The 19,221-nt window shown below is 73.0% G+C and carries 19 protein-coding genes and 1 pseudogene; 7 read left to right on the top strand and 13 right to left on the bottom strand.

Annotated elements, in window-relative coordinates; all coding sequences use genetic code 11:
• Positions 1-740, bottom strand: a pseudogene (locus ACWCSD_RS26050) (hypothetical protein); the annotation flags it as partial.
• Between the two features lie 172 nt (positions 741-912).
• Between ACWCSD_RS26050 and ACWCSD_RS26055 the strand changes: the two are divergent.
• Positions 913-1,575 (top strand): response regulator transcription factor, encoded by a 663-nt coding sequence (locus ACWCSD_RS26055; protein ID WP_449918601.1) that lies wholly within the window; start codon positions 913-915, stop codon positions 1,573-1,575.
• Here the strand turns inward: ACWCSD_RS26055 and ACWCSD_RS26060 are convergent.
• The 6 genes from ACWCSD_RS26060 to ACWCSD_RS26085 all read right to left on the bottom strand — a co-directional run bounded on the left by ACWCSD_RS26060 (position 1,554) and on the right by ACWCSD_RS26085 (position 6,517).
• The gene (locus tag ACWCSD_RS26060; protein ID WP_449918602.1) at positions 1,554-2,276 is read right to left on the bottom strand and encodes a VWA domain-containing protein; all 723 of its coding nucleotides are present in this window, start codon (positions 2,274-2,276) and stop codon (positions 1,554-1,556) included. The genes ACWCSD_RS26055 and ACWCSD_RS26060 overlap by 22 nt on opposite strands.
• Complete coding sequence (locus tag ACWCSD_RS26065) at positions 2,273-3,157, bottom strand: DUF58 domain-containing protein (RefSeq protein WP_449918605.1); 885 nt, start codon at positions 3,155-3,157, stop codon at positions 2,273-2,275. The genes ACWCSD_RS26060 and ACWCSD_RS26065 overlap by 4 nt, the downstream gene beginning before the upstream one ends.
• Before the next feature lie 6 nt (positions 3,158-3,163).
• Positions 3,164-4,141, bottom strand: coding sequence for an AAA family ATPase (locus ACWCSD_RS26070; protein WP_449918607.1), 978 nt, complete (start codon positions 4,139-4,141; stop codon positions 3,164-3,166).
• 35 nt (positions 4,142-4,176) lie between these two features.
• The gene (locus tag ACWCSD_RS26075; RefSeq protein WP_397161608.1) at positions 4,177-4,983 is read right to left on the bottom strand and encodes a S1C family serine protease; all 807 of its coding nucleotides are present in this window, start codon (positions 4,981-4,983) and stop codon (positions 4,177-4,179) included.
• Between the two features lie 170 nt (positions 4,984-5,153).
• Positions 5,154-5,441 carry a putative quinol monooxygenase gene (locus tag ACWCSD_RS26080; protein WP_358298897.1) on the bottom strand — a complete coding sequence of 96 codons (288 nt, stop codon included), beginning with the start codon at positions 5,439-5,441 and terminating at the stop codon, positions 5,154-5,156.
• A 14-nt stretch (positions 5,442-5,455) separates the two neighbouring features.
• On the bottom strand, positions 5,456-6,517 hold the full coding sequence (locus ACWCSD_RS26085) for an aldo/keto reductase (RefSeq protein ID WP_449918611.1): 1,062 nt from the start codon (positions 6,515-6,517) through the stop codon (positions 5,456-5,458).
• Positions 6,518-6,669: 152 nt separating this feature from the next.
• Here ACWCSD_RS26085 and ACWCSD_RS26090 point away from each other — a divergent pair, with 152 nt between their 5' ends.
• Positions 6,670-7,533: a helix-turn-helix transcriptional regulator gene (locus ACWCSD_RS26090; protein WP_449918614.1), complete on the top strand. Its 864-nt coding sequence runs from the start codon at positions 6,670-6,672 to the stop codon at positions 7,531-7,533.
• Positions 7,534-7,553: 20 nt separating this feature from the next.
• Here the strand turns inward: ACWCSD_RS26090 and ACWCSD_RS26095 are convergent, their stop codons facing one another.
• Positions 7,554-7,868, bottom strand: a complete 315-nt coding sequence (locus tag ACWCSD_RS26095; protein ID WP_397161611.1) for a hypothetical protein — start codon at positions 7,866-7,868, stop codon at positions 7,554-7,556.
• A gap of 193 nt (positions 7,869-8,061) precedes the next feature.
• Positions 8,062-8,358 carry a hypothetical protein gene (locus ACWCSD_RS26100; RefSeq protein WP_397161612.1) on the bottom strand — a complete coding sequence of 99 codons (297 nt, stop codon included), beginning with the start codon at positions 8,356-8,358 and terminating at the stop codon, positions 8,062-8,064.
• Between the two features lie 491 nt (positions 8,359-8,849).
• Between ACWCSD_RS26100 and ACWCSD_RS26105 the strand changes: the two genes are divergently transcribed.
• The 4 genes from ACWCSD_RS26105 to ACWCSD_RS26120 all read left to right on the top strand — a co-directional run bounded on the left by ACWCSD_RS26105 (position 8,850) and on the right by ACWCSD_RS26120 (position 12,155).
• On the top strand, positions 8,850-9,974 hold the full coding sequence (locus tag ACWCSD_RS26105; protein ID WP_358298887.1) for a hypothetical protein: 1,125 nt from the start codon (positions 8,850-8,852) through the stop codon (positions 9,972-9,974).
• 53 nt (positions 9,975-10,027) lie between these two features.
• A complete protein-coding gene (locus tag ACWCSD_RS26110) occupies positions 10,028-10,636 on the top strand; it encodes a hypothetical protein (protein WP_397161614.1) in 609 nt (202 codons plus the stop codon).
• Positions 10,633-10,842: a hypothetical protein gene (locus ACWCSD_RS26115; RefSeq protein ID WP_397161615.1), complete on the top strand. Its 210-nt coding sequence runs from the start codon at positions 10,633-10,635 to the stop codon at positions 10,840-10,842. Before ACWCSD_RS26110 ends, ACWCSD_RS26115 begins: the two co-directional genes overlap by 4 nt.
• Positions 10,843-10,943: 101 nt before the next feature.
• The gene (locus ACWCSD_RS26120; RefSeq protein WP_449918619.1) at positions 10,944-12,155 is read left to right on the top strand and encodes a PP2C family protein-serine/threonine phosphatase; all 1,212 of its coding nucleotides are present in this window, start codon (positions 10,944-10,946) and stop codon (positions 12,153-12,155) included.
• Positions 12,156-12,160: 5 nt separating this feature from the next.
• On the opposite strand, the gene ACWCSD_RS26125 is transcribed toward ACWCSD_RS26120, so the two are convergent.
• On the bottom strand, positions 12,161-13,984 hold the full coding sequence (locus tag ACWCSD_RS26125; protein WP_449918622.1) for an ABC transporter ATP-binding protein: 1,824 nt from the start codon (positions 13,982-13,984) through the stop codon (positions 12,161-12,163).
• The gene (locus ACWCSD_RS26130; protein WP_449918624.1) at positions 13,984-15,798 is read right to left on the bottom strand and encodes an ABC transporter ATP-binding protein; all 1,815 of its coding nucleotides are present in this window, start codon (positions 15,796-15,798) and stop codon (positions 13,984-13,986) included. Before ACWCSD_RS26130 ends, ACWCSD_RS26125 begins: the two co-directional genes overlap by 1 nt.
• Positions 15,799-15,940: 142 nt before the next feature.
• On the opposite strand from ACWCSD_RS26130, the gene ACWCSD_RS26135 reads away from it, so the two are divergent.
• Positions 15,941-17,140: a hypothetical protein gene (locus tag ACWCSD_RS26135; RefSeq protein WP_397161619.1), complete on the top strand. Its 1,200-nt coding sequence runs from the start codon at positions 15,941-15,943 to the stop codon at positions 17,138-17,140.
• Positions 17,141-17,166: 26 nt separating this feature from the next.
• Here ACWCSD_RS26135 and ACWCSD_RS26140 read toward each other — a convergent pair whose 3' ends face one another.
• Together ACWCSD_RS26140 and ACWCSD_RS26145 are read right to left on the bottom strand one after the other, a co-directional pair.
• Positions 17,167-17,973 carry a hypothetical protein gene (locus tag ACWCSD_RS26140; protein ID WP_449918627.1) on the bottom strand — a complete coding sequence of 269 codons (807 nt, stop codon included), beginning with the start codon at positions 17,971-17,973 and terminating at the stop codon, positions 17,167-17,169.
• A gap of 102 nt (positions 17,974-18,075) precedes the next feature.
• Positions 18,076-19,221, bottom strand: a 1,146-nt coding sequence (locus ACWCSD_RS26145) for a sensor histidine kinase (protein WP_449918629.1), incomplete at its 5' end; no start/stop codon positions are given.

Here is a 19,221-nt window from a genome sequence, read left to right on the forward strand (position 1 = left end):
CACGGACCGTCCGCCCCCTGCAGCTTGATCTGGTCGAAGGTGGCGGTGGCGTTGGCGAAGGCTCTCGCCATGTCCCACACGGCGCCTGGCGAGGTGGCGAACAGCCCGATCTCGACCGTCTCCGGCAGCCCGGCCAACCTGACCGTGCCCACGTCGGTCCATGCCTTGCCGTCGTCCGACTCCTGGCCGGTGACGGTGTCGCCGGACCGGGTCAGCCGTAGCCACTGCGGGCCGTTGTGCGGGCCGCCGGCCACGTCGTGGACGTAGTTGTACTGCATCCGCACCCCATGATCTCCGGTGAGCATGACGGCGGCGTACGGCGTGCCCTGCTTGAGGCTCGGCCTGACCAGGAGGCCGGCCTTCGCCCACGGCACCACCCCCTCCTTGACGTTGCGCACGCCCGGTACGGCGTCCGGCAGCCGGATCTGCCCGGTCATGTCCGACACGCGGGCGGTGATGCTGCCGTTCCCCTTGAGCGGCTGGTGCACGAAGTAGTACTTGTCCTTTACCGCCGTGCCGTCGGGGCCCACCAGCGGCGCGGGACAGGGCCCCTCGCCCTTCCCCGTCACGCAGGTGGTGCGGACGCCTCCGGCGACCAGCAGTCCGATCGACACGGTCACCAGCACGGAGGCCGCCACGGCGAGCATCCGGCCCCGCGCGGAACGGAACCCGGCCCACTCCGCGCGCAGCATCCGGAGGAAGCCGTCCCGCCCGGACGACCGGCCGGCTCGGTGAGGCATGGATGAATTCATGGCGACGGTTGTACGCGGCACCCGGTCCCAGCCGGGTCGCGGCCGCCGCGACCTGACTGCGACCGGGGATCTGGCATCGTTGGCCCATGGCTTCTCGTCCCGGCGGCCGGTTCGGCCGCCACGCCCGCCCTCCCCGCACGGCCAGCGGCGGTGCCGGGCGGTGAGGGTGCTCGTCGTCGAGGACTTCGAGGTCCTCGCCCGCTCCGTCGGAACCGGGCTGCGCCGCGAGGGCATGGCCGTCGACGTCGTCCTGGACGGCAGCGCCGCCCTCGACCGGCTGGCCGCCACCCGGTACGACGTGGTGATCCTCGACCGCGACCTGCCCGGCGTCCACGGCGACGAGATCTGCCGGCGACTCGCCGGCAGCCGCTGCGCGACCCGCGTCCTGATGCTCACCGCCTCCGGCACGATCGAGGACCGCGTCGACGGGCTGAGCCTCGGCGCCGACGACTACCTGCCCAAGCCGTTCGCGTTCGCCGAACTGGTCGCCCGCGTCCGCGCCCTGGGCCGGCGCGCCACCCCGCCGCTCCCGCCGACCCTGGCGTGCGGGGACATCACCCTCGATCCGGCCCGCCGTACCGCGTTCCGGGCCGGGCGCCGCCTTGAGCTGAGCCCCAGGGAGTTCGCCCTGCTCGAATGCCTGCTCGCCGTGCCCGGCCTGGTCATCTCCGCCGAGGAACTGCTGGAGCGCGTCTGGGACGAGGCCGCCGACCCCTTCAGCAGCGCCGTCAAGCACACCATGCACCGGTTACGGGCCAAACTCGGCGACCCGCCCGTGATCGAGACCGTCCGCGAAGGCGGCTACCGCATCGGACCGTCATGACGCTCGCCGGAAGATCCCTGCAGACGCGGCTCGCGCTCGCCTACGCGGCGGGCTTCTACGCGGCCGGGGTGCTCGTGCTCGTCCTCGTCGCCGCCCTGGTTCTGGCCGTCGGAGAACATCACGATCGTGGCCGACGGCCAGTAGCCGAGGTCGGGCGGCGGCCCGTCGCGGCCGATGACCACCTGCCGGCCGGTGATGGCCGTCAGCGAGGCCGTGATGGCCGCCCCGAGCGAGGTGCCGCCGGTGATCCTCAGCCGGTCGATGGCCCTGAGCGCGACGGAATGGTCCGCGTCGGGCCGCGCGGTGGTGAGCGCGCCGCGCTCGAACGCGACGACCCCGATGTCCACGCTGTCGGGCTGCGCCGCCACGAACGCGCGGGCCGCCCGCTGCGCGGCGGCCAGCCTGGTCGGCGCGACGTCGCCGGCGCCCATGCTGTTGGAGACGTCGACGGCGAGGATGACGGTGCCCGCCGTGCGCGGCACCGGCACCATCGCCGCCGGTCCCGCGGCGGCGACCGCGAGCACGCCGACCCCGGCGATCGTCAGGCCGGTCCCGAGGTACGCGCCGCGCCCGCCCGGCCCGGCGACCCCGGCCGCGGCCAGCGCCGACCTCCGGCGGCGGGCCGAGACGACGGCCGCCCAGGCCAGCGCCGCCGTGACGAGCAGCCCGGCGGCCAGCAACAACGGGGACGACAGTGTCATGGCCACCGCTCCCCCGTGCGGGCGGCGAGCTCGACGAGCGTGTCGGTCAGGTCGCGGTCGGTGGCGACGCGGTGGACCGGCACCCCCGCCCGGCGCATGCCCGCCGCGAGCCGGGCGTCGCGGGCGTCCACGGCCTCGCGGAAGCGGGCCCGCAGCAGCGGGTCGGCGGAGTCGACGACGAGCTGCTCGCCGGTCTCGGCGTCCTCGACCACGATCAGCCCGGCCTCGGGCAGCGCGTCGTCGGCCGCGTCCACGATGCGCAGGGCGACGACCTCGTGCCGCCGGGCCAGGCGCTGGAGCGAGCGTTCCCAGTCGCCCTCGCCGATGAAGTCCGACAGGACGACGACGAGCGCGCGGCGGCGCGCCAGCCGTCCGGCCGCGTCGAGCATGAGGGCCAGGTCGGTGGTGGCGCCGGCGCGCGGGCCTGCGGTGCGCTCCAGCTCGGCGCCGATCCGCAGCGCGTGCCGCCGGGACGTGCCCGGCGGCACGACCCGCGCCACCCCGGTGTCGAACAGCAGCGCCCCGACCCGGTCGCCGCCCCGCCCGAACAGCCGGGCGAGGACGAGCGCCAGCTCGGCCAGGACGTCGTGCTTGCCGCGGCCCGGCCGCCCGGCCGTCATCGAGGCCGACCGGTCGAGCACCAGCCATACCGTCAGCTCGCGGTCCTCGGTGAACACGCGCAGATGGGGCTCGTCCAGGCGGGCGGTGACGTTCCAGTCGATGTGCCGGGCGTCGTCGCCGTCGGCGTAGCGGCGCAGGCCGGTGAAGTCGACGCCGGAGCCGCGGTGCGCGGTGCGGTGGGCGCCCTGGAGGCGGCCGTCCAGCCTGCGGACGACCTTCCACTCCAGGCGGAGCAGGAGTCTCTCGGGGGCGGTGGCCATGACGGCTCAGCGGTTCCGCAGGACGACGTCGGGCGTCCGGACGGCCCCGAGCACCCTGCTGATGATCGTGTCGGCGTCGACGTCGTCCGCCAGGGCCTCGTAGGACAGCACGAGCCGGTGGCGCAGCACGTCGAGCGCGAGTTCGGACAGGTCGTCCGGCAGGACGTAGTCGCGGCCGCGCAGGAACGCCAGCGCGCGGGCGCCCGTGACGAGCGCGATGGACGCGCGCGGGCTGGCCCCGTACGTGACGTACCGCTCCAGCTCCCCCAGCCCGGCCGTGCCCGGCGACCGGGTCACGGCGACCACGCGTACGGCGTAGTCGACGATCGACGGATCGACGTACACCTGCCGGGCGCGGGCCCGCATCTCCATCAGCTCGGCGGTCGTGACCGTCGGCTGCGGCGGGTCCGGCGGACGCAGCGCGCGTTCGACGATCGCCTGCTCCTCGTTCTGGGCGGGATAGCCGACGACGACCTTCATCATGAACCGGTCCACCTGCGCCTCGGGCAGCGGGTACGTGCCCTCCGACTCGATCGGGTTCTCCGTCGCCATCACCAGGAACGGCTCCGGCACCCGGAACGTCTCGCGGCCGATCGTCACCTGGTGCTCCTGCATCACCTCCAGCAGGGCGCTCTGCACCTTGGCGGGGGCGCGGTTGATCTCGTCGGCGAGCAGCAGGTTCGTGAACACCGGGCCGAGCTCCGTCCGGAACTCGCCGGAGTGCTGGTGGTAGACCCGCGTGCCGACGAGGTCGGCGGGGACCAGGTCGGGGGTGAACTGCACGCGCTGGAAGCCGCCGGTGATCGCCGCGGCCAGCGACCGGACGGCCAGGGTCTTGGCCAGGCCCGGCACGCCTTCCACCAGCAGGTGACCGTCGGCGATCAGCGCGACGGCCATGCGTTCGAGCAGGACGTCCTGGCCGACGATGGTGCGTTTGACCTCGAAGAGGACCTGTTCGAGCGGATGAGCCTGGGCCGGGGGCATGATGTCCCTTCTGTGGGCGCTATGGGCGGTGGCGGTCAGAGCTGGGGTCCGTCGCCTGGTGGGCCGTCGCCGTCGTCGCCGCCCAGGGCCGCGCCGATCGGCACCGCGAACGCGATGCCGGCGAACGCGTCGTCGCCCCCGGGGTCGGCGATCGAGACGACGATCCCGACGACCAGCCCACGGGCGTCCAGCAGGGGGCCGCCGGAGCTGCCCGGGTTGACGGAGGCGTCGAACTGGATCAGCCCTTTCAGGCCGGCGTCCTTGCCGGTCCGGCCGGTGGTCCGGTCGAGGCCCGACACCACCCCGGTGGAGACGCTGTAGGTCAGGCCCAGCGGATTGCCGATCGCCACGACCGGCGCCCCGACGGCCACATCGCCGCCGAGCGTCGCGGGCACGACGATCTCCGGCAGCTTCACCGGCTTGAGCACGGCGACGTCCCTTTGGGGATTCGCGGCGGCGACGACGGCCTTCGCCCTGGTCCCGTCGGCGAACGTGAGGTTGATGTCCTTCGTGGCTTTGATCACGTGATGGGCCGTCAGGATCGTCCCGTCCTCGGCCGCGATCACGCCCGTGCCGAGCGACTTGCCCGCCTGGATGACCACGACCGACGGCCCGACCCTGCGGAAGACGTCCGGCACCGTGAGCGTCGCGGTGGGCGTCGGCGTGGCGGCCGGCCCTCCTGCGGCCGTCCCGCCGCTGCCGCCGCCGCCCAGCCAGTACGCCAGCACCGCCACGACGACCAGCACCCCGCCCCCGGCGGCAACCCGCCGAACCCTTCCGGCCCTGGCCCGCCCGGCTTCCCGAGCCCCGGCCGCACCGTCCTCCTGCGGCACGCGCTCCATGCCCCTCATACTCAGCAATCGCACCGAAAACTGCCATAAAGAAGGACACACAAATGGCCGGGACCTCCGGACGCGCCGGGGTCGGGCCGCAACCCATACGGCAGGACCGATTCCTCAGCCGTTCGCCGACCGGTCCCCCGCATCGGCCTCCTGCGGACACTCGGGTAGAGCTAGGCGGTCACGAGCGTGCGCACGACCATCGGCTCGGCCAGGACGAGCGCCAGCACCTGCGCCGCATGGCGGTGATGCGGAGTGGTCAGGTGCCGCGCCCGCGCCCCGGCGCCCGCCCACTCCTCGATCACCACCATGCTCGCCGGATGGTTCGGGTCGCCGTAGGCGCGGTAGGCCAAGCAGCCGGGCTCGTCCAGGGACGGCTCGATCATCGCTTCGAGCGCGGTCCGCAGCCGGTCCTCCTGGCCGGCCGCGGCCACGTACTGGGCCAGCACGATGAGGGACATCTCCGGCGCCGTCCTCACGCGAGGGGCCGGGCGGGACCGGCGCCGACGCCGGAGGCAGTGATCGCGGCGGCGATCTCCGCCAGGTCGGCCGGCGTCAGGTCCACCGCGCCGGCGCCGATCCAGCCGTCCACCTGCTCGGGCCGGCGGGCGCCGACGATGGCCCCGGTGACGCCCGGCCAGGCCAGGACCCACGCGATGGCCACCTCGGCGACGCCGACGCCGTGCCGGGCGGCGACCGGGCGCAGCGCCTCCGCCAGCCGCAGGTTGGCCGCGAGGCCCGTGGTGAAGTCGTGGTGGGCGGTGCGCCAGTCGCCGTCGGGCAGGCTCGCGACGCGCTCGGCCGAGAACGTCCCGGTGAGCAGGCCCGACTGCAGCGGCGAGTACGCGATCACGCCCGTGCCGTGGGCGTGCGCCCACGCGATCTCGGCCGCCGCCGACCGGTTGATCGCCGAGAACGGCGGCTGGATGACGTCCACGTGCGCGATGCGCTCCGCGGCCGCCAGCTCCTGCGGCGAGTGGTTGGACAGGCCGATCGCGCGGACCTTGCCCTCGGCCTTCAGGTCGGCCATGACCTGCCAGTACTCCTCCAGCGGCGTGGCGTTGGGCGACACCGCGCCGAAGCCGCCGCCGGCGTACTCCAGCGACTCGCCGGTGTCGGGGTAGTGCACCTGGTACAGGTCGACGCGCTCGACGTTCAGGCGGCGCAGCGAGTCCTCCAGCTCGCGCCGGACGCTGGCCGGCTTCATGATCCGGCGCGGGGCGGCCTGCGGGTCGTCGGGGTCCCAGACCAGGCCCACTTTGGTGAAGACGTACGGGCGGTCGGCCTCGGGCAGGTCGGCGATGGCCTTGCCGACCAGCTCCTCGGAGTGGCCGAGCCCGTACACGGCCGCGGTGTCGATCCAGTTGACGCCGCCGGCGACGGCGTGCCGGATCGCCGCGATCGACTCGGCGTCGTCGGTCGCGCCCCAGCCGAACTTCCAGCCGGCCCCCGACACCGCCCAGGAGCCGAAGCCGAGGCGGGTGACGTCCATGCCGGTGGCGCCCAGAGGACGGGTGGGCAGGTGGGTGGTGCTCATGTCGCGTTGCTCCCTGTGGGTGACCGGGCATCCCTTGTGGACGTCCGGTGCAGCTCACTCTGGCGCGCCGCCCGCGGCCCACCCAGTGCCCGCCGCTGCCTAGGCACGGCATGACCAGGCTCGCGACGACGCCGGACGGCGATACTGGTCCCATGGCACTGGACAGACGCGCAGAACTGGGCGAATTCCTCCGATCCCGCCGCGCCCGGCTGCGTCCTGAGGAGCTCGGCCTGCCCGAGTACGGCAGCCGCAGACGCGTGCCCGGCCTGCGCAGGGAGGAGCTGGCCCAGCTCGCCGGGGTGAGCGTGGACCACTACGTCCGGCTGGAGCAGGGCCGTACCCTGCACTTCTCCGAAGCGGTCCTGGACGCCGTCGCCCGCGCCCTGCGCCTGGACGACGTCGAGCGCGCGCACCTGCACCGCCTGGCCCGCCCCTGGAACGACGGCGACCGCGCGCAGGCCGCGCCGCCGCTGCAACGCGTCCGGCCCGGCCTTCAGCGGCTGCTGGACGCGTCGGCCGACGTGCCGGCCTACGTCGTCGGGCGCAACACCGACGTACTGGCCTGGAACCACCTCGCGGCGGCGCTGATCACCGACTTCGGCGCGCTGCCGCCCCGGCAGCGCAACCTGGCCCGCCTGGTGTTCCTCGACGAGGGCACGCGCGACCTGTACGCCGACTGGCCCGCCAAGGCCGCCGACGTGGCCGCCTACCTGCGCCTCGACGCCGGCCGCCATCCTGCGGACACCCGGACGTCGGAGCTGGTCGAGGAGCTGTCGGCGGCCAGCCCGGAGTTCCGCGAGCTCTGGGCCGAACACCGGCTCAAGGACAAGACCCACGGACGCTACGTCTACCTGCACCCGGTGGTCGGCAGGCTCGACCTCGGCTTCGAGACCCTCCGCCTGCCCGACGACCCCGACCAGGCGTTGATCGCCCACACCACCGAGGAGGGCTCCCCCTCCCAGACCGCTCTCCGCCTGCTGTCCGCCTGGACCCGCCAGGCCCACGCCGCCACCTGACCCGCGGCGGGGCGCGCCCGCTAGGAGTCGCCCTTCTCCAGCAGGTGGTCGAGCCGGATGGCCAGATCGAGGGTCTCGCAGCGCAGCAGGTCGAGCCGCCGGCGGATCTTCGACCGGATCGCCTGGAAGTGCTCGTCGGTCTGCCCGCGCAGGCCGAGCAGCTCGTCGGTCAGGGCCGTGACGTCCTGGCCCGACTGGCTCCGGGTCTCGGCGAGGTCGGCCCGCATCTCGGCGATGCCGAGCACCGCCTCGGAGCAGTCGGCCTCGGCGCACAGTGTCGCCTCCAGCGCCTGGACCCGAAGCCTGATGTCCAGGATCTCCGCCTCTACATCCACTTACTCCTACCTTTGCCGGTAGTCGGTAGGGAACCGGCCCAGTGGTGGAGGGCGGCCGGGTCCCACTTGCTGTAAGCACATGGTGGCAACCCGTGTATACCCGACACGACCGCCGGCAAGCAACGGGTGCGGGTCCGCGGAGGGCTCGGCCCGGCGCCGGGTGGCGGCCTCAGGCCGAGCCTGGCCTGGCAGGTCAGTTGTTGATCGGGTCCGGGCCGTACGCCTGCGTCCCCTGCGTGCAGCCCGGCTCCGGGTCCTTGCAGCAGCGCGGCCTGCTCGACGTGAAGTGGTCGTTCATGTGGCGGCGCAGGGCCGCCAGCTCGTCGCCGAGCGCGGCGAAGTCCTGTCGCATCTCCGTCCGGATGTCGGCGATGTCGGCCTGCATCCGGGTGATGCCGGCGGTGGTCGCCGTGAGGTCGCCGGCGGGCCTGCCTGCCTTGAGCTTCCGCAGGCGCAACAGCAACTTGAGTATCCGTGTCTCTAGGTCCACACATTCCTGCCTTCGCGCAGCTGGACAGGGGCCTGCGCCGGACGAGCGGGCGGGCGCCCCGGGGATGACGAAAACGGTGGCACATCAGCCGCCCGCGTGGGGATGATCTTGATTTCGCCGGGTGAGGTTCCATTACACCGGCGCCCAAGTTTCTTTTCTGCCAGCGGATATTGGCCGCCGAAAGTGACGGACCGAAACAGGGCCAGGCCGGAGGAACGAGGGCGGAGACGGCGGCCCGCCGAGACGGGCGCGTACCGGCGCGCGGCACCGGCCCGCGGCACCGGCGCGCCCGCCCCGGCCACGGGCCCGTACCGGCCCGTGTCAGGGGTGTGGGAACCGGCCCGTCCGCTGGAAAAATCTTCTGGCGCATATCACGGCAAATCCGCAGATCAGGGACCGGCAACCATGCGAATTCCCCTCCGCGACCACGCCGGATCAAGCATCCTGAGCATGTCATCACGCTCCCCCACCCCCCGTTGTAAGGAGCCTCCGTGACCCGGTTCGCCGTCGACCACTCACGCCACGCGCTCATCGCCACCTGGGGTACGGGGATCGGCGACATCGCCACCACCGTGGCGGAACAGGTGCCTTCGAGCCCCGACGTGCTCCGCCTGGCCACCAGCCTCACGGAGCTGTCCTACGCCTGCTGGCGCTGCTACACCCACCCGTCGAGCGCCGCCGACCAGCACGGCCCCAACAGCGTCGGCTGGCAGCGGCAGGCCGAGCGCGACGCATTCGCCTCGGTCATCCCGGCCCTGCTGGCGCCCGTCCGGCCGGCCAACGGCGCGCTGACCCTCTACTCCACGCGGGTGGAGGAGGTCGCCCACCGCGTCGGCCGTACGCTGCACACGATCAACCACGCGCCGCTGGCCGGCAGCGTGGCCACCGACGTCACCGCCGAGCTGGCCGCCATCGAGAACGCCGAGCTCGGCGACCTGACCGCGCGCGCCCAGCAGGCCGTCATGCTCAGCCGCGAGGACGCCTCACCCCTCCAGGTCGCCCAGGCCGACAGCCTGCTGCACCAGCATCCGTTCGGCACGGAGGCGCTGTTCACCAAGATCGACCCCACCGCGGCCGCGATCGCGGCGGCCCACTGGCTCTACGCCGCCGCCACCATCAGCGCCCGGCACACCGGCCTGCATCCGATGCAGACCATCTCCGAGGTCGACAACATCAAGGCCCCCGCCCAGGAGAGCCTCACCGAGGTGATCTCCGCGATGAGCGGCGGCGGCTCGCCCAGGGCCGCGGTCATGCCGATGATCCGCAACGCGCTGCACGTCGCCGAGGGCCACCTCTACGGCGTCACCGAGGCCAAACACCGCATCGGCGTGGCCGAGGAGCTGATCGCCCAGGCCCGCACCGACCATCCCGAGCTCGGCCTCGGCCCCAGCACGGTCTACCTGCCCATCACTCCGCTCAACCCCGCCCGCCCGGCCCTCGACCTGCTGGAGAACCTCCTCTACGGCATCCGCAGCTGCTGGCTGACCTTCTCCCAGCACGCCGACACCCCGCCCGGCCGGGAGCCGGGCCGTCCGCGCCGCCACCACCGTCACACGGAGGTCTTCCTGGCCGAGGTGCGGAAGAGGGCGGCGTTGGACCGTTCCCGGCTGCTGTAGCCGACCCTTCCCGCCCCCTGGGCCGGCGTCACATGATCGCGGTACTCTCTGGCATGTCGGAAAACGTCGCCGAGCGACCTCCCTTACCGGCGCTCACCCGGGCCCTGGTCGGCCCGCCAGGCAAGGTGCTGCTTCCGCTGGTCGCCGTGGCAGGGCTGATCGTGCTCAACTACACGAGCGTGCCGGGCGGAGGGTCGTTCACACTGCTGCTGGCGGGGCTCGCGCTCGCCGTCGGCACCGTGGTCGTCTGGGTGGCCCGGTTCGCGGTGGCGCTTCTGCGCTCCGACGGACGTCCCGGGCTGCGCCGCCATTGGGCCCGCTGGGCGGCCGCGCCGGTGATGGGCGTGATCGTGACCGCGCTGGTGCTCACCGGGGCGCCGTTCAGCGCCCGGTTCGCGCTGTCGGAGTCGGGGCTGGAGCAGTTCGCCCGGACGGTCGCCGCGGACACCAAGACCGTCAGGCGCGAAGACCAGTGGGTGGGCCTCTTTCCGCTGACGTCGATCGAACGGCTGCCGGGCGGAGCGCGGTTCCTGGTGAGCGACACCGGCCTGTTCGACCGGTACGGCTTCGCCTGGAGCCCCGGAGGCACGCCGCCGGAGGAGTCCCACACGGGTTACACCCACCTCGAAGGCCCCTGGTACCTGTGGGAGAGCCGGTTTTGAAGATTCCTGGATCGGTCGGCGGATGGGTGTTCACGGTCGCCGCGCTGCTGGTGATCCCCTTCTTCGTAGGCGGGGGCATGCTCTGGTTGTCGCTGGCCGGCGCGCAGGCGGCCATGATCGTCGCGGTGACGAAGGCGTACCAGGACGCGGCGCGATGGCGGGCGCCGGCGGCGGAGCGCGCGGAAGGACCGCCTGCCGCCGAGTGAGGCCGTCCCGGTCCGTACGGAGATGTCGGCGGCGGTCGACGGGGCAGAAACCGCCCCTCGAATGGGTAGGTCCCGGGGCAGACCTCAGGAAGGGTGTGCCGATGCGGCGGAGTGGCGGGGAGCTGATGCTGGGCGGCATGCTGTCCGCCAACCATCTGACCGCGATGGAGGACCTGCCGCACGTGGTCGCCGGGCACGCCGCGCTGGTGGGCTTCTCCGAGACCGCGATCTACGTCACCGACCTGCAGCAGCAGCAGCTCATCCCGATCACGGAGCAGCGGGACCCGTCCGGCGCGGCGCTGACGGCCCTGCGGATCGACGGCACGCTCGCCGGGATCGCCTTCCGCAACACCGAGGTCGTCCACGTGCCGGGCGGGCCCGGCGACACGGCTCGGCGGCTGTGGCTGCCGCTCCTGGACGGCACCGAGCGGGTCGGCGTGCTCGGCGTGACGGTGCCGCTGGACGACGAGGTCGCCGAGTGGCGGGCCCAGCAGCTCGCGTCGCTGGTCGCGCTGCTGGTGATCAGCAAGCGGCCGCACAGCGACTCCTACTCGCGATTGATCCGCGCCCGGCCGATGACGCTGTCGGCCGAGGTGCTGGTGCAGCTGCTGCCGCCGGGGACGTTCGCCAATGACGACGTGGTGGTCAGCGCCGTGCTAGAACCGGCGTACGAGGTGGGCGGGGACGCCTTCGACTACGCCATCGACGGCGAGGCGCTGCACGTGTCGATCTTCGACGCGATGGGCCACGACACCTCCGCGGGGCTGACCGCGACCATCGCCGTCGGGGCCAGCCGGAACAACCGGCGGCAGGGCGCCGATCTCGTCAACACGGGCCAGGCGATCGACGCAGCCATCGCCGAGCAGTTCACCGGCCGCTTCGCCACCGGCATCCTGGCCTGCCTCGACCTGCGCACCGGCTGGCTGACGTGGGTGAACCGGGGGCACCATCCGCCGCTGGTGATCCGCGAGGGCCAGCAGGTGGCCACGCTGTCCAGCGAGCCCGACCCGCCGATGGGCTTCCTGCTGCGGCCGTACACCGGGGAGCTGCGCTACCAGCTCCAGCCCGGCGACCGGCTGCTGTTCTACACCGACGGGATCATCGAGGCGCAGAGCCCGGACGGCGAGCTGTTCGGCCTGGAGCGCTTCATCGACTTCATCCTGCGGCAGGAGGCCGACGGCCTGTCGACGCCCGAGACGCTGCGCCGGCTGGTGCAGGCCATCCTGGAGCACCAGCACGGACGGCTCCAGGACGACGCGACCGTGCTGATGGTGGAGTGGCGCAGCAGCAGGCAGCAGCGGCTCGTCATGTGAGCCCGTCAGGTCTCGCCGACGGCGACGAACCCGCTGTCGGGCCGGTAGTCGGGCGACTGGTGGCGGAAGTAGGTGTTGTAGACCTGGCAGTAGCGGCCGCCGCGGGCCAGCAGCGAGGCGTGGTCGCCCTCCTCCACGATCCGGCCGTGGTCGAGCACGATGATGCGGTCGACGTGCTCGATCGTGGACAGCCGGTGGGCGATCACGATCGAGGTGCGGCCGGCCAGCACCACGTCGAGCCCCTCCTGGATCTGGGCCTCGGTCAGCGGGTCGACGCTCGCGGTGGCCTCGTCGAGGACGACGATCGCCGGGTCCTGGATGAGCAGGCGGGCCAGCGCGACGAGCTGCCGCTGGCCCATCGACAGGGCCCGCCCGTGCTCGCCCACGTCGGTGGCCAGGCCGTGGGGCAGGGCCTCGATCCAGTCGCCGCCGCCGACCGCGGCCGCCGCGGCCAGCACCTCGTCGTCGCCCGCGTCGGGACGCGGATAGCGGATGTTGTCGGCGACCGTGCCGCTGAACAGGAACGGCGCCTGCGGCACCGCGCCGATCTGCCGCCGGTACGCGCCGAGGTCGAGCGAGCGGATGTCGTGGCCGTCGATCAGCAGGCGGCCTTCCTGGAACTCGTAGAAGCGGGTGATCAGCTTGCCCAGCGTGGACTTGCCGGCGCCGGTGTGGCCGACCAGCGCGACCGTCTCGCCCGCCTCGACGACCAGGTCGAAGCCGCGGAGCACGGGGTGGGCCGCGTCGTAGCCGAAGGTGACGTCGTCGAACTCGATGCGCCCGGCCAGCCTGCCCGGGTCGGCCGAGCCGGTCTGCACCACCCGGGGCGGGGCGTCGATCAGGGCGAAGACCCGCTCGGAGGCCGACAGGCCCTGCTGGAACTGCGACCAGAAGGCGGCGATGGAGGTCAGCGGCATCCAGAACAGCGACACGCCCTGCAGGAACAGGTACCAGTCGCCCGCCGACAGGCCGCCGCCCAGCACCGCGGTGCCGCCGAGCTGGACCAGCGCGACCGTCGCGAGCCCCGCCACGAGGAACAGCAGGGGGAAGATGGCCGAGAAGACGAAGCCCTGGCGCAGCGTCACCCGGTAGCTCTGCTCGTTGACCGGCCGGAACTCGTCGTAGACCTGCCGCTCCTGGCGGAAGTTCTTGGCCACGGCGATGCCGCCCATGGTCTCCTGGAGGTTGGCGTTGACCCGGCTCAGCGACCGCTGGGCCCGCCGCGTGCTGGACCGGGCCAGCCGCCGGAACAGCAGCGCCATGCCCATCACGACCGGCGCCACCAGCAGGGTCAGCAGCGCCAGCTCGACGCTGCGCAGGAACAGCAGGACGGTGACGAACCCCACCATCAGCACCTGGCTGATCAGGTCCATCGTCAGGGTGGAGACCGTGGCGAAGTCGTCGGTGTCGGAGGTGACGCGGCTGACGATGCGGCCCGACGGGGTCTCGTCGTAGAACGACAGGTCGCGTTCGAGCACGGCGTCGAAGGCGTCTTCGCGCAGGCGCAGCACGACGTCGCCGGTCACCCGCGCGCTGTACCACTGGCGGACGAAGTTGAAGGCCCAGCTCAGCGCGCCGGCGAGCAGGATGCCGGCGGCCAGCAGCGGGCCCACATCGGCGATCGTGCCGGCCTGGATGGCGTCGACGCCCTGGCTGGCCAGCAGCGGCAGGGCCGCCTGCGCCGCCGACACCAGCACGATCATGGCCGCCACCAGGAACATCGCGCCCAGCTTGGGGCGGAAGTAGGCGAGGATCCGGCGCGTCAGGTCACGGTCGGAGTAGGTGCGGTCGTAGTCCTCGGCGTCGAGGCCGTCCATGATGAAGCCCATCAGTGGACCCTTTCCTGCTCGTCGAGCGCGCCCTGATCGGCCGTGACCTCGTCGTAGTGGGAGAAGATGCGGCGGTAGAGGGGGCTGCCGGCGATCAGCTCGTCGTGGGTGCCGAAGGCGGCCACCTCGCCGCGCCGCAGCAGCAGGACCTTGTCGGCCCAGCGGATCTGGGAGAGCCGGTGGGTGATCAGCAGGGTCGTGCGCCCTTCCTGGATGCGCTCGATGGCCTGCTGGATGCGGTCTTCGGTGGCGGAGTCGATGGCGCTGGTGGAGTCGTCGAGGATCAGGATGGCCGGGTCGGTCAGCAGCGCCCGCGCGATGGCCAGCCGCTGGCGCTGGCCGCCGGACAGCGTGAGGCCGCGCTCGCCGATGACGGTGTCGTAGCCGTCGTCGAGCTCGGCCACGAACTCGGCCGCCTGCGCGTCTTCCGCCGCTTTGACCACGGCGGCGCGGTCGGCCCGCTGGCCGAGGCCGAAGGCGATGTTCTCGGCCACGGACCGCGAGAACAGCACGACGTCCTGCTCGATGGTGGAGATCTGGGAGCGCAGCGAGTCGAGGTCCCACTCGCGGACGTCGACGCCGTCGACCAGGATCCGGCCCGAGGTGACGTCGTAGATGCGGGGCACCAGCTTCGTCAGCGAGCTCTTGCCCGCCCCGGTCTCGCCGACGATCGCCACCGTCTCCCCCGGCCGCACGGTGAACGTCACCCCCCGCAGGACGGGCTCGCCCTCGCCGTAGCCGAACGTGACGTCGTCGAAGACGATCTCGCCCCCGATGGGCGCGACGTGGCCGGCGGTCGGCTGCTCCAGCTCGGTCTCGGCGTTGACGATGTCGAGGATCCGGCGGGAGGACACGATGCCGATCTGCACCAGCGAGAACGTGAAGATCGAGATCTGGGTCGGGAAGCCGAGCATGCCCATCAGCCCCATGAAGGCCACCAGGTCGCCGATCGTGATCGCGCCGGCGGCGTGGAGGAGGAGGGCGTGCCACAACGCCCCCGCCATGGCGCACGCGAACAGCAACGTGGGCAGGTAGCGGGCCTGGACGAGGCCGTTGCGCACGAACGAGTCGCGGTAGCGCCGGGCGTTGGCGCGGAAGCGCAGCCGCTCCTGCTCCTCCTGCGCGGTCACCTTGATGACCTCGATGCCGCGCACCGCCTGGCTCAGCCCGGCGTTGAGGTCGCCGAACTCGTCGCGCATGCGGGTGGCCACCGGGTTGAGCTGCCCCATGTAGTGGCGCAGCGCGAACCCGAACAGCACCCCGAACACCACGGGCACCAGCAGCAGCCGCGGGTCGATCGCGGCGATGAACACCAGGGGCACCAGGCCGGTGAGCCCGGAGTCGACGATCAGGTCGACGCCCGGACTGATCATGATGGACAGCTGGCGGATGTCGTTGGCCGCGCGCGCCATCAGGTCGCCGACCCGCTGCCGGTTGTGGAAGGTCTGGCTCTTGCCGAGCAGGCCGGCGTAGAGCTCGTCGCGGGCGTCGCGTTCGAGCCGCTTGGCCAGCATCTCGCTGCTCAGCCGGGCGACGAGGTCGAACAGGCCGCGGGCCGACACCACCGCCAGCAGCGCCAGGGCGACCAGGCCGAGCGCGGCGGCGGACGCGCCCCGGCCGCTCAGCACCGCGTCGAAGGCCGAGCCGGTGAGCTGGGGGACCAGCGCGTTGAGCACCACCATCACCAGCGAGCCGCCGAGGAAGCCCGTCAGGGGGAGCGGATGGCGGCGCACGTGGGACCAGAGCCAGCGGACCGGCCCACGCCGGTCGTAGCGCGGGCCTTCGACGGAGAACTCCGAACTGCCGCTGGTCACGGTGAGACCCCTTGGCCGAGGGTGGGCGGACATCGGACCCGTTTGTATCACCGGCCACCGACAGAATCCGAGGGGTTTTCCGGCCGCCCGTGAAGGCAAAGAGCGGGCATCGTCACGCAATGAGACAGTAACCTTACCCATCGTGGACCCTTTCCTCCATCAAGCGGACCTGCTGCCGCTCGTGACCCTCCAGCCGCCGGTGCGCCTCCTCCCGGCCGACGACCTCGCGGCCGTGGTCCGGGCGACGCCGGTCGTCCACGACCTGCTCCGCCTCGCCTCCGCCGCCGGTGCGCAGGGGGCGGCGCGGCCCGAGCAGGGGCGGCTCTGGGGCGTGGCCGAGGACAGCCGGCTCATCGACGTGCGCGACGGCACCGCCACGACCGGCCCGGCGGTAGAGACCCTGACGTCCGGGCCGGCCGACGACGTGCTGGACACGTGGGGCGACATCCTCTACTCGCTGTTCTCCCCCGAGGCCGACGCCGCGGCGCTCGACGCGGGCACGAGCACCCTGCTGATGCTGCTCAGTCACCGCGACGCCCTGCCGGTGGCGGAGATCCCCGAGCTGACCGACGAGGCGGCCGACGAGCTGGCCTGGTTGCGGCTGATCCGGCGCGAGGGCTCGTCGGTGTCGCTGACCCCGCTCGGCACCTGGAGCGCGCTCGACCTCTTCAAGACCCTCATCGGCCAGGACATCCCGGTCCACGGCGGCACGGCCGGCGCCGACGCCCCCACGCTGCTGCGGGCCCTGCGCACCTACGACGACGACGAACGCGCCGAGGAGGTGCGCGTCTGGCTGGGCGGGCGGGATCCGGCGCGGGCCGCCGAGGAGATCGCCGACGTCCTGCTCGACGTCAGTCCGCTGAGCCGGGCCGTCGGCCTGACCGTGTTGCTGGAGGACCTCGGCCGGCCCGGTCAGGAGATCGCCGCCGCGTTGCGCGAGGTGCCCCGGCTGGGGGCGCTCATCCGGGCCCGGGAGAAGGAGGACCACGACGTCCCGCCCGCGCCCGTCGACGTGGCCTGGGTGTACGCCGACATGACCGTGGCCGCGATGGAGATCGGCGGCCCGGCCGAGTCGATACTCCAGCTCTCCGGCAACCTCGACGTCGACGACGTGCTCAGCATGCTCGGCATGATGACGTGCAGCGACCACCCCTACACGACGCCGATGTTGCGCTTCCTCATCGAGCACCATCCGGCGCCCCGGGTGGCCTCGGCCGCGCGCGTGGCGTTGCAGCGGTGGCGCGGGGTGCACGTACGGCCGCCGGGCGAGCGCGGGCGCCTGCCCAGGAAGCCCCGCAAGCCGGGCAAGACGGCGGGCGCCCAGAAGCGCCGGCGACGCTGACCGGGCCCGCCAAGGGGCTCGGAAGGTCAGGGCCTGCGGGTCAGTTTGAGGGCGGCGCCGACGCGTTCGGCCCACTGCCAGGGGGCGTCCGTGCCGCCGGGCAGCGCGTTGTAGTACTCCCAGCCGCTCACCCCGCCCATCCCGGGATGCCGGTGCAGCAGCTCGGCGACGGTGGCGGCCAGGCGGTCGATCTCGACGTAGCCGCCGCCCCCGTTGTCGGGGGTGGTGACCGCCCCGGCCACCAGCTGGCCCGCCGGCACCACTCCCCCGGCGAGCACGGCGTCGTAGTCGCACGGGTCGGCCAGGCTGCGCGAGCCGCCGTACATCGGCAGGTTGAGCCAGGCGAGGTCGGCGCCCCGGTCGTGGAAGACCTGGTCGTGGTCCACTGCGGCGGACGGGGTGAGCGCGATCAGGAAGGCCGGGCCGAAGTCGGCGCGCAGCCGGTCGATCAGGCGTGCGAGGCCGGGCGGCGACATGGGCGCGGTCAGGCGCAGGTCCACGCCGTCGAGGCGGCGGCGGGCGAGCAGGCGGCGCAGCGGCGGGTAACAGGCGCCGAAGTCGTGGTCGAGGCGGTCGAGGCCGTCGATCATGGCCAGGGCGCGGGCGCCGTACACCTGGGTGACCTGCACGTCGTCCCACATCTGGGCCAGGTCGGGGCAGTCGGGCGGGGCGCCGTTGAGGCGGACGTCGCCGTCCGCGCCGACCTCCACGGTGGCGACGACGAGGTGGGTGAGGCCGGTACGCCGTTCGATCAGGGGCAGCGGGGAGACGTAGAGGCCGCCGTCGCAGTGGGTCCGGTAGTACATCACCAGGCGGGGTGTGTGCTGGGGCAAGGCACGTCCTCCGTGAGGAATGAGGTGATACTTCACCATGTTCCACACCAAGGGTGAGATCAAAACTACTCTCGGTTAATTTTGCCTGGCACCGCTCAGCGTTCAGCGGCCCGCGCGCGGCGGCCTGACCGGCTCCTTCGCGGCCGAGCCCAGGGGCAGCATGACCTCGACCCGCGTCCCGGCTCCCGGCCCGCTGTTGACGACGCAGATGCCGCCGAGCTCGGCCGCCCGTTCCCGCATCGAGCCGAGGCCCACCCCCGCGCTGTACGCGGCGGGCAGCCCGCGGCCGTCGTCGGCGACCAGCACGCGCAGCACGGAGTCCCGCTGGAGCACGATGCGGGCGCGGGAGGCCCTGGCGTGCCGGCGGATGTTGGTCAGCGCCTCCTGGACGATCCGGTAGACGGCCACCTCGACGGCGGCGGGCAGGTCGGTCATGCTGCCCTCGACCTCCACCTCGATCTCGGTGTCCGGGGAGGACTGGCCGGCCAGCTCGCGGACGGCTCTGGCCAGGCCGAGGTCGTCGAGCGCGGGCGGGCGCAGGCCGTACACCAGCTCGCGGATGTCGTCGGTGACCGCGCCCATGCCGGTGTGCAGCTCGCGCAGCAGCTCGTCGGCGGCGTCGGGGGACTTCTTCAGGCTCATCCTGGCCATGTTGATGGTCATGGCCATGGCCGAGAGGGTCTGGCCGAGCCCGTCGTGCAGGTCGCGGCGCAGGCGGCGGCGCTCCTCCTCCCTGGCCGTCAGGATGCGTTCCCTGGAACGCTGCAGGTCGGCGGCCATGCGCACGGCGTGCGCCACGTCGGCGGCGTACGGCGTGAGCGTGGTGAGCACGCGCTCGTTGTGGGCGGCGGGGAAGCGGCGCGGGCCGGGCGGCCCGACGAACAGACGGCCGACGCGCTCGCCGTGCCACACCAGCGGCACCTGGCGGGGCTCCGCGCCCACCCGGCCGCTCTCGACGTAACGCGGCTCGCCGTCGGCGACCTCCACGGCCACGCCCTCGACCGCGAGCCCGTCGCGCAGCACGCTGACCACGGAGGTCAGCGCCTTGGCCGGGTCGCCGCGCCGGACGGCCTGGGTCAGGCGTTCGGCCAGCACGGCGGGGTCGCCGACGCTGCCGTACAGGAGGCGGTCGACGGCGCGTTGCAGCACGTGCCGCAGCGGCTGGAAGAACGCGCCGGCAACGGCCCTGCCGGGCGGGACTTCCTCCTCCGGCGCCGCGCCGCCGCCCGTAGGAGCCTGAGGGTGAGA

Source organism: Nonomuraea sp. NPDC001684, from assembly GCF_053596515.1.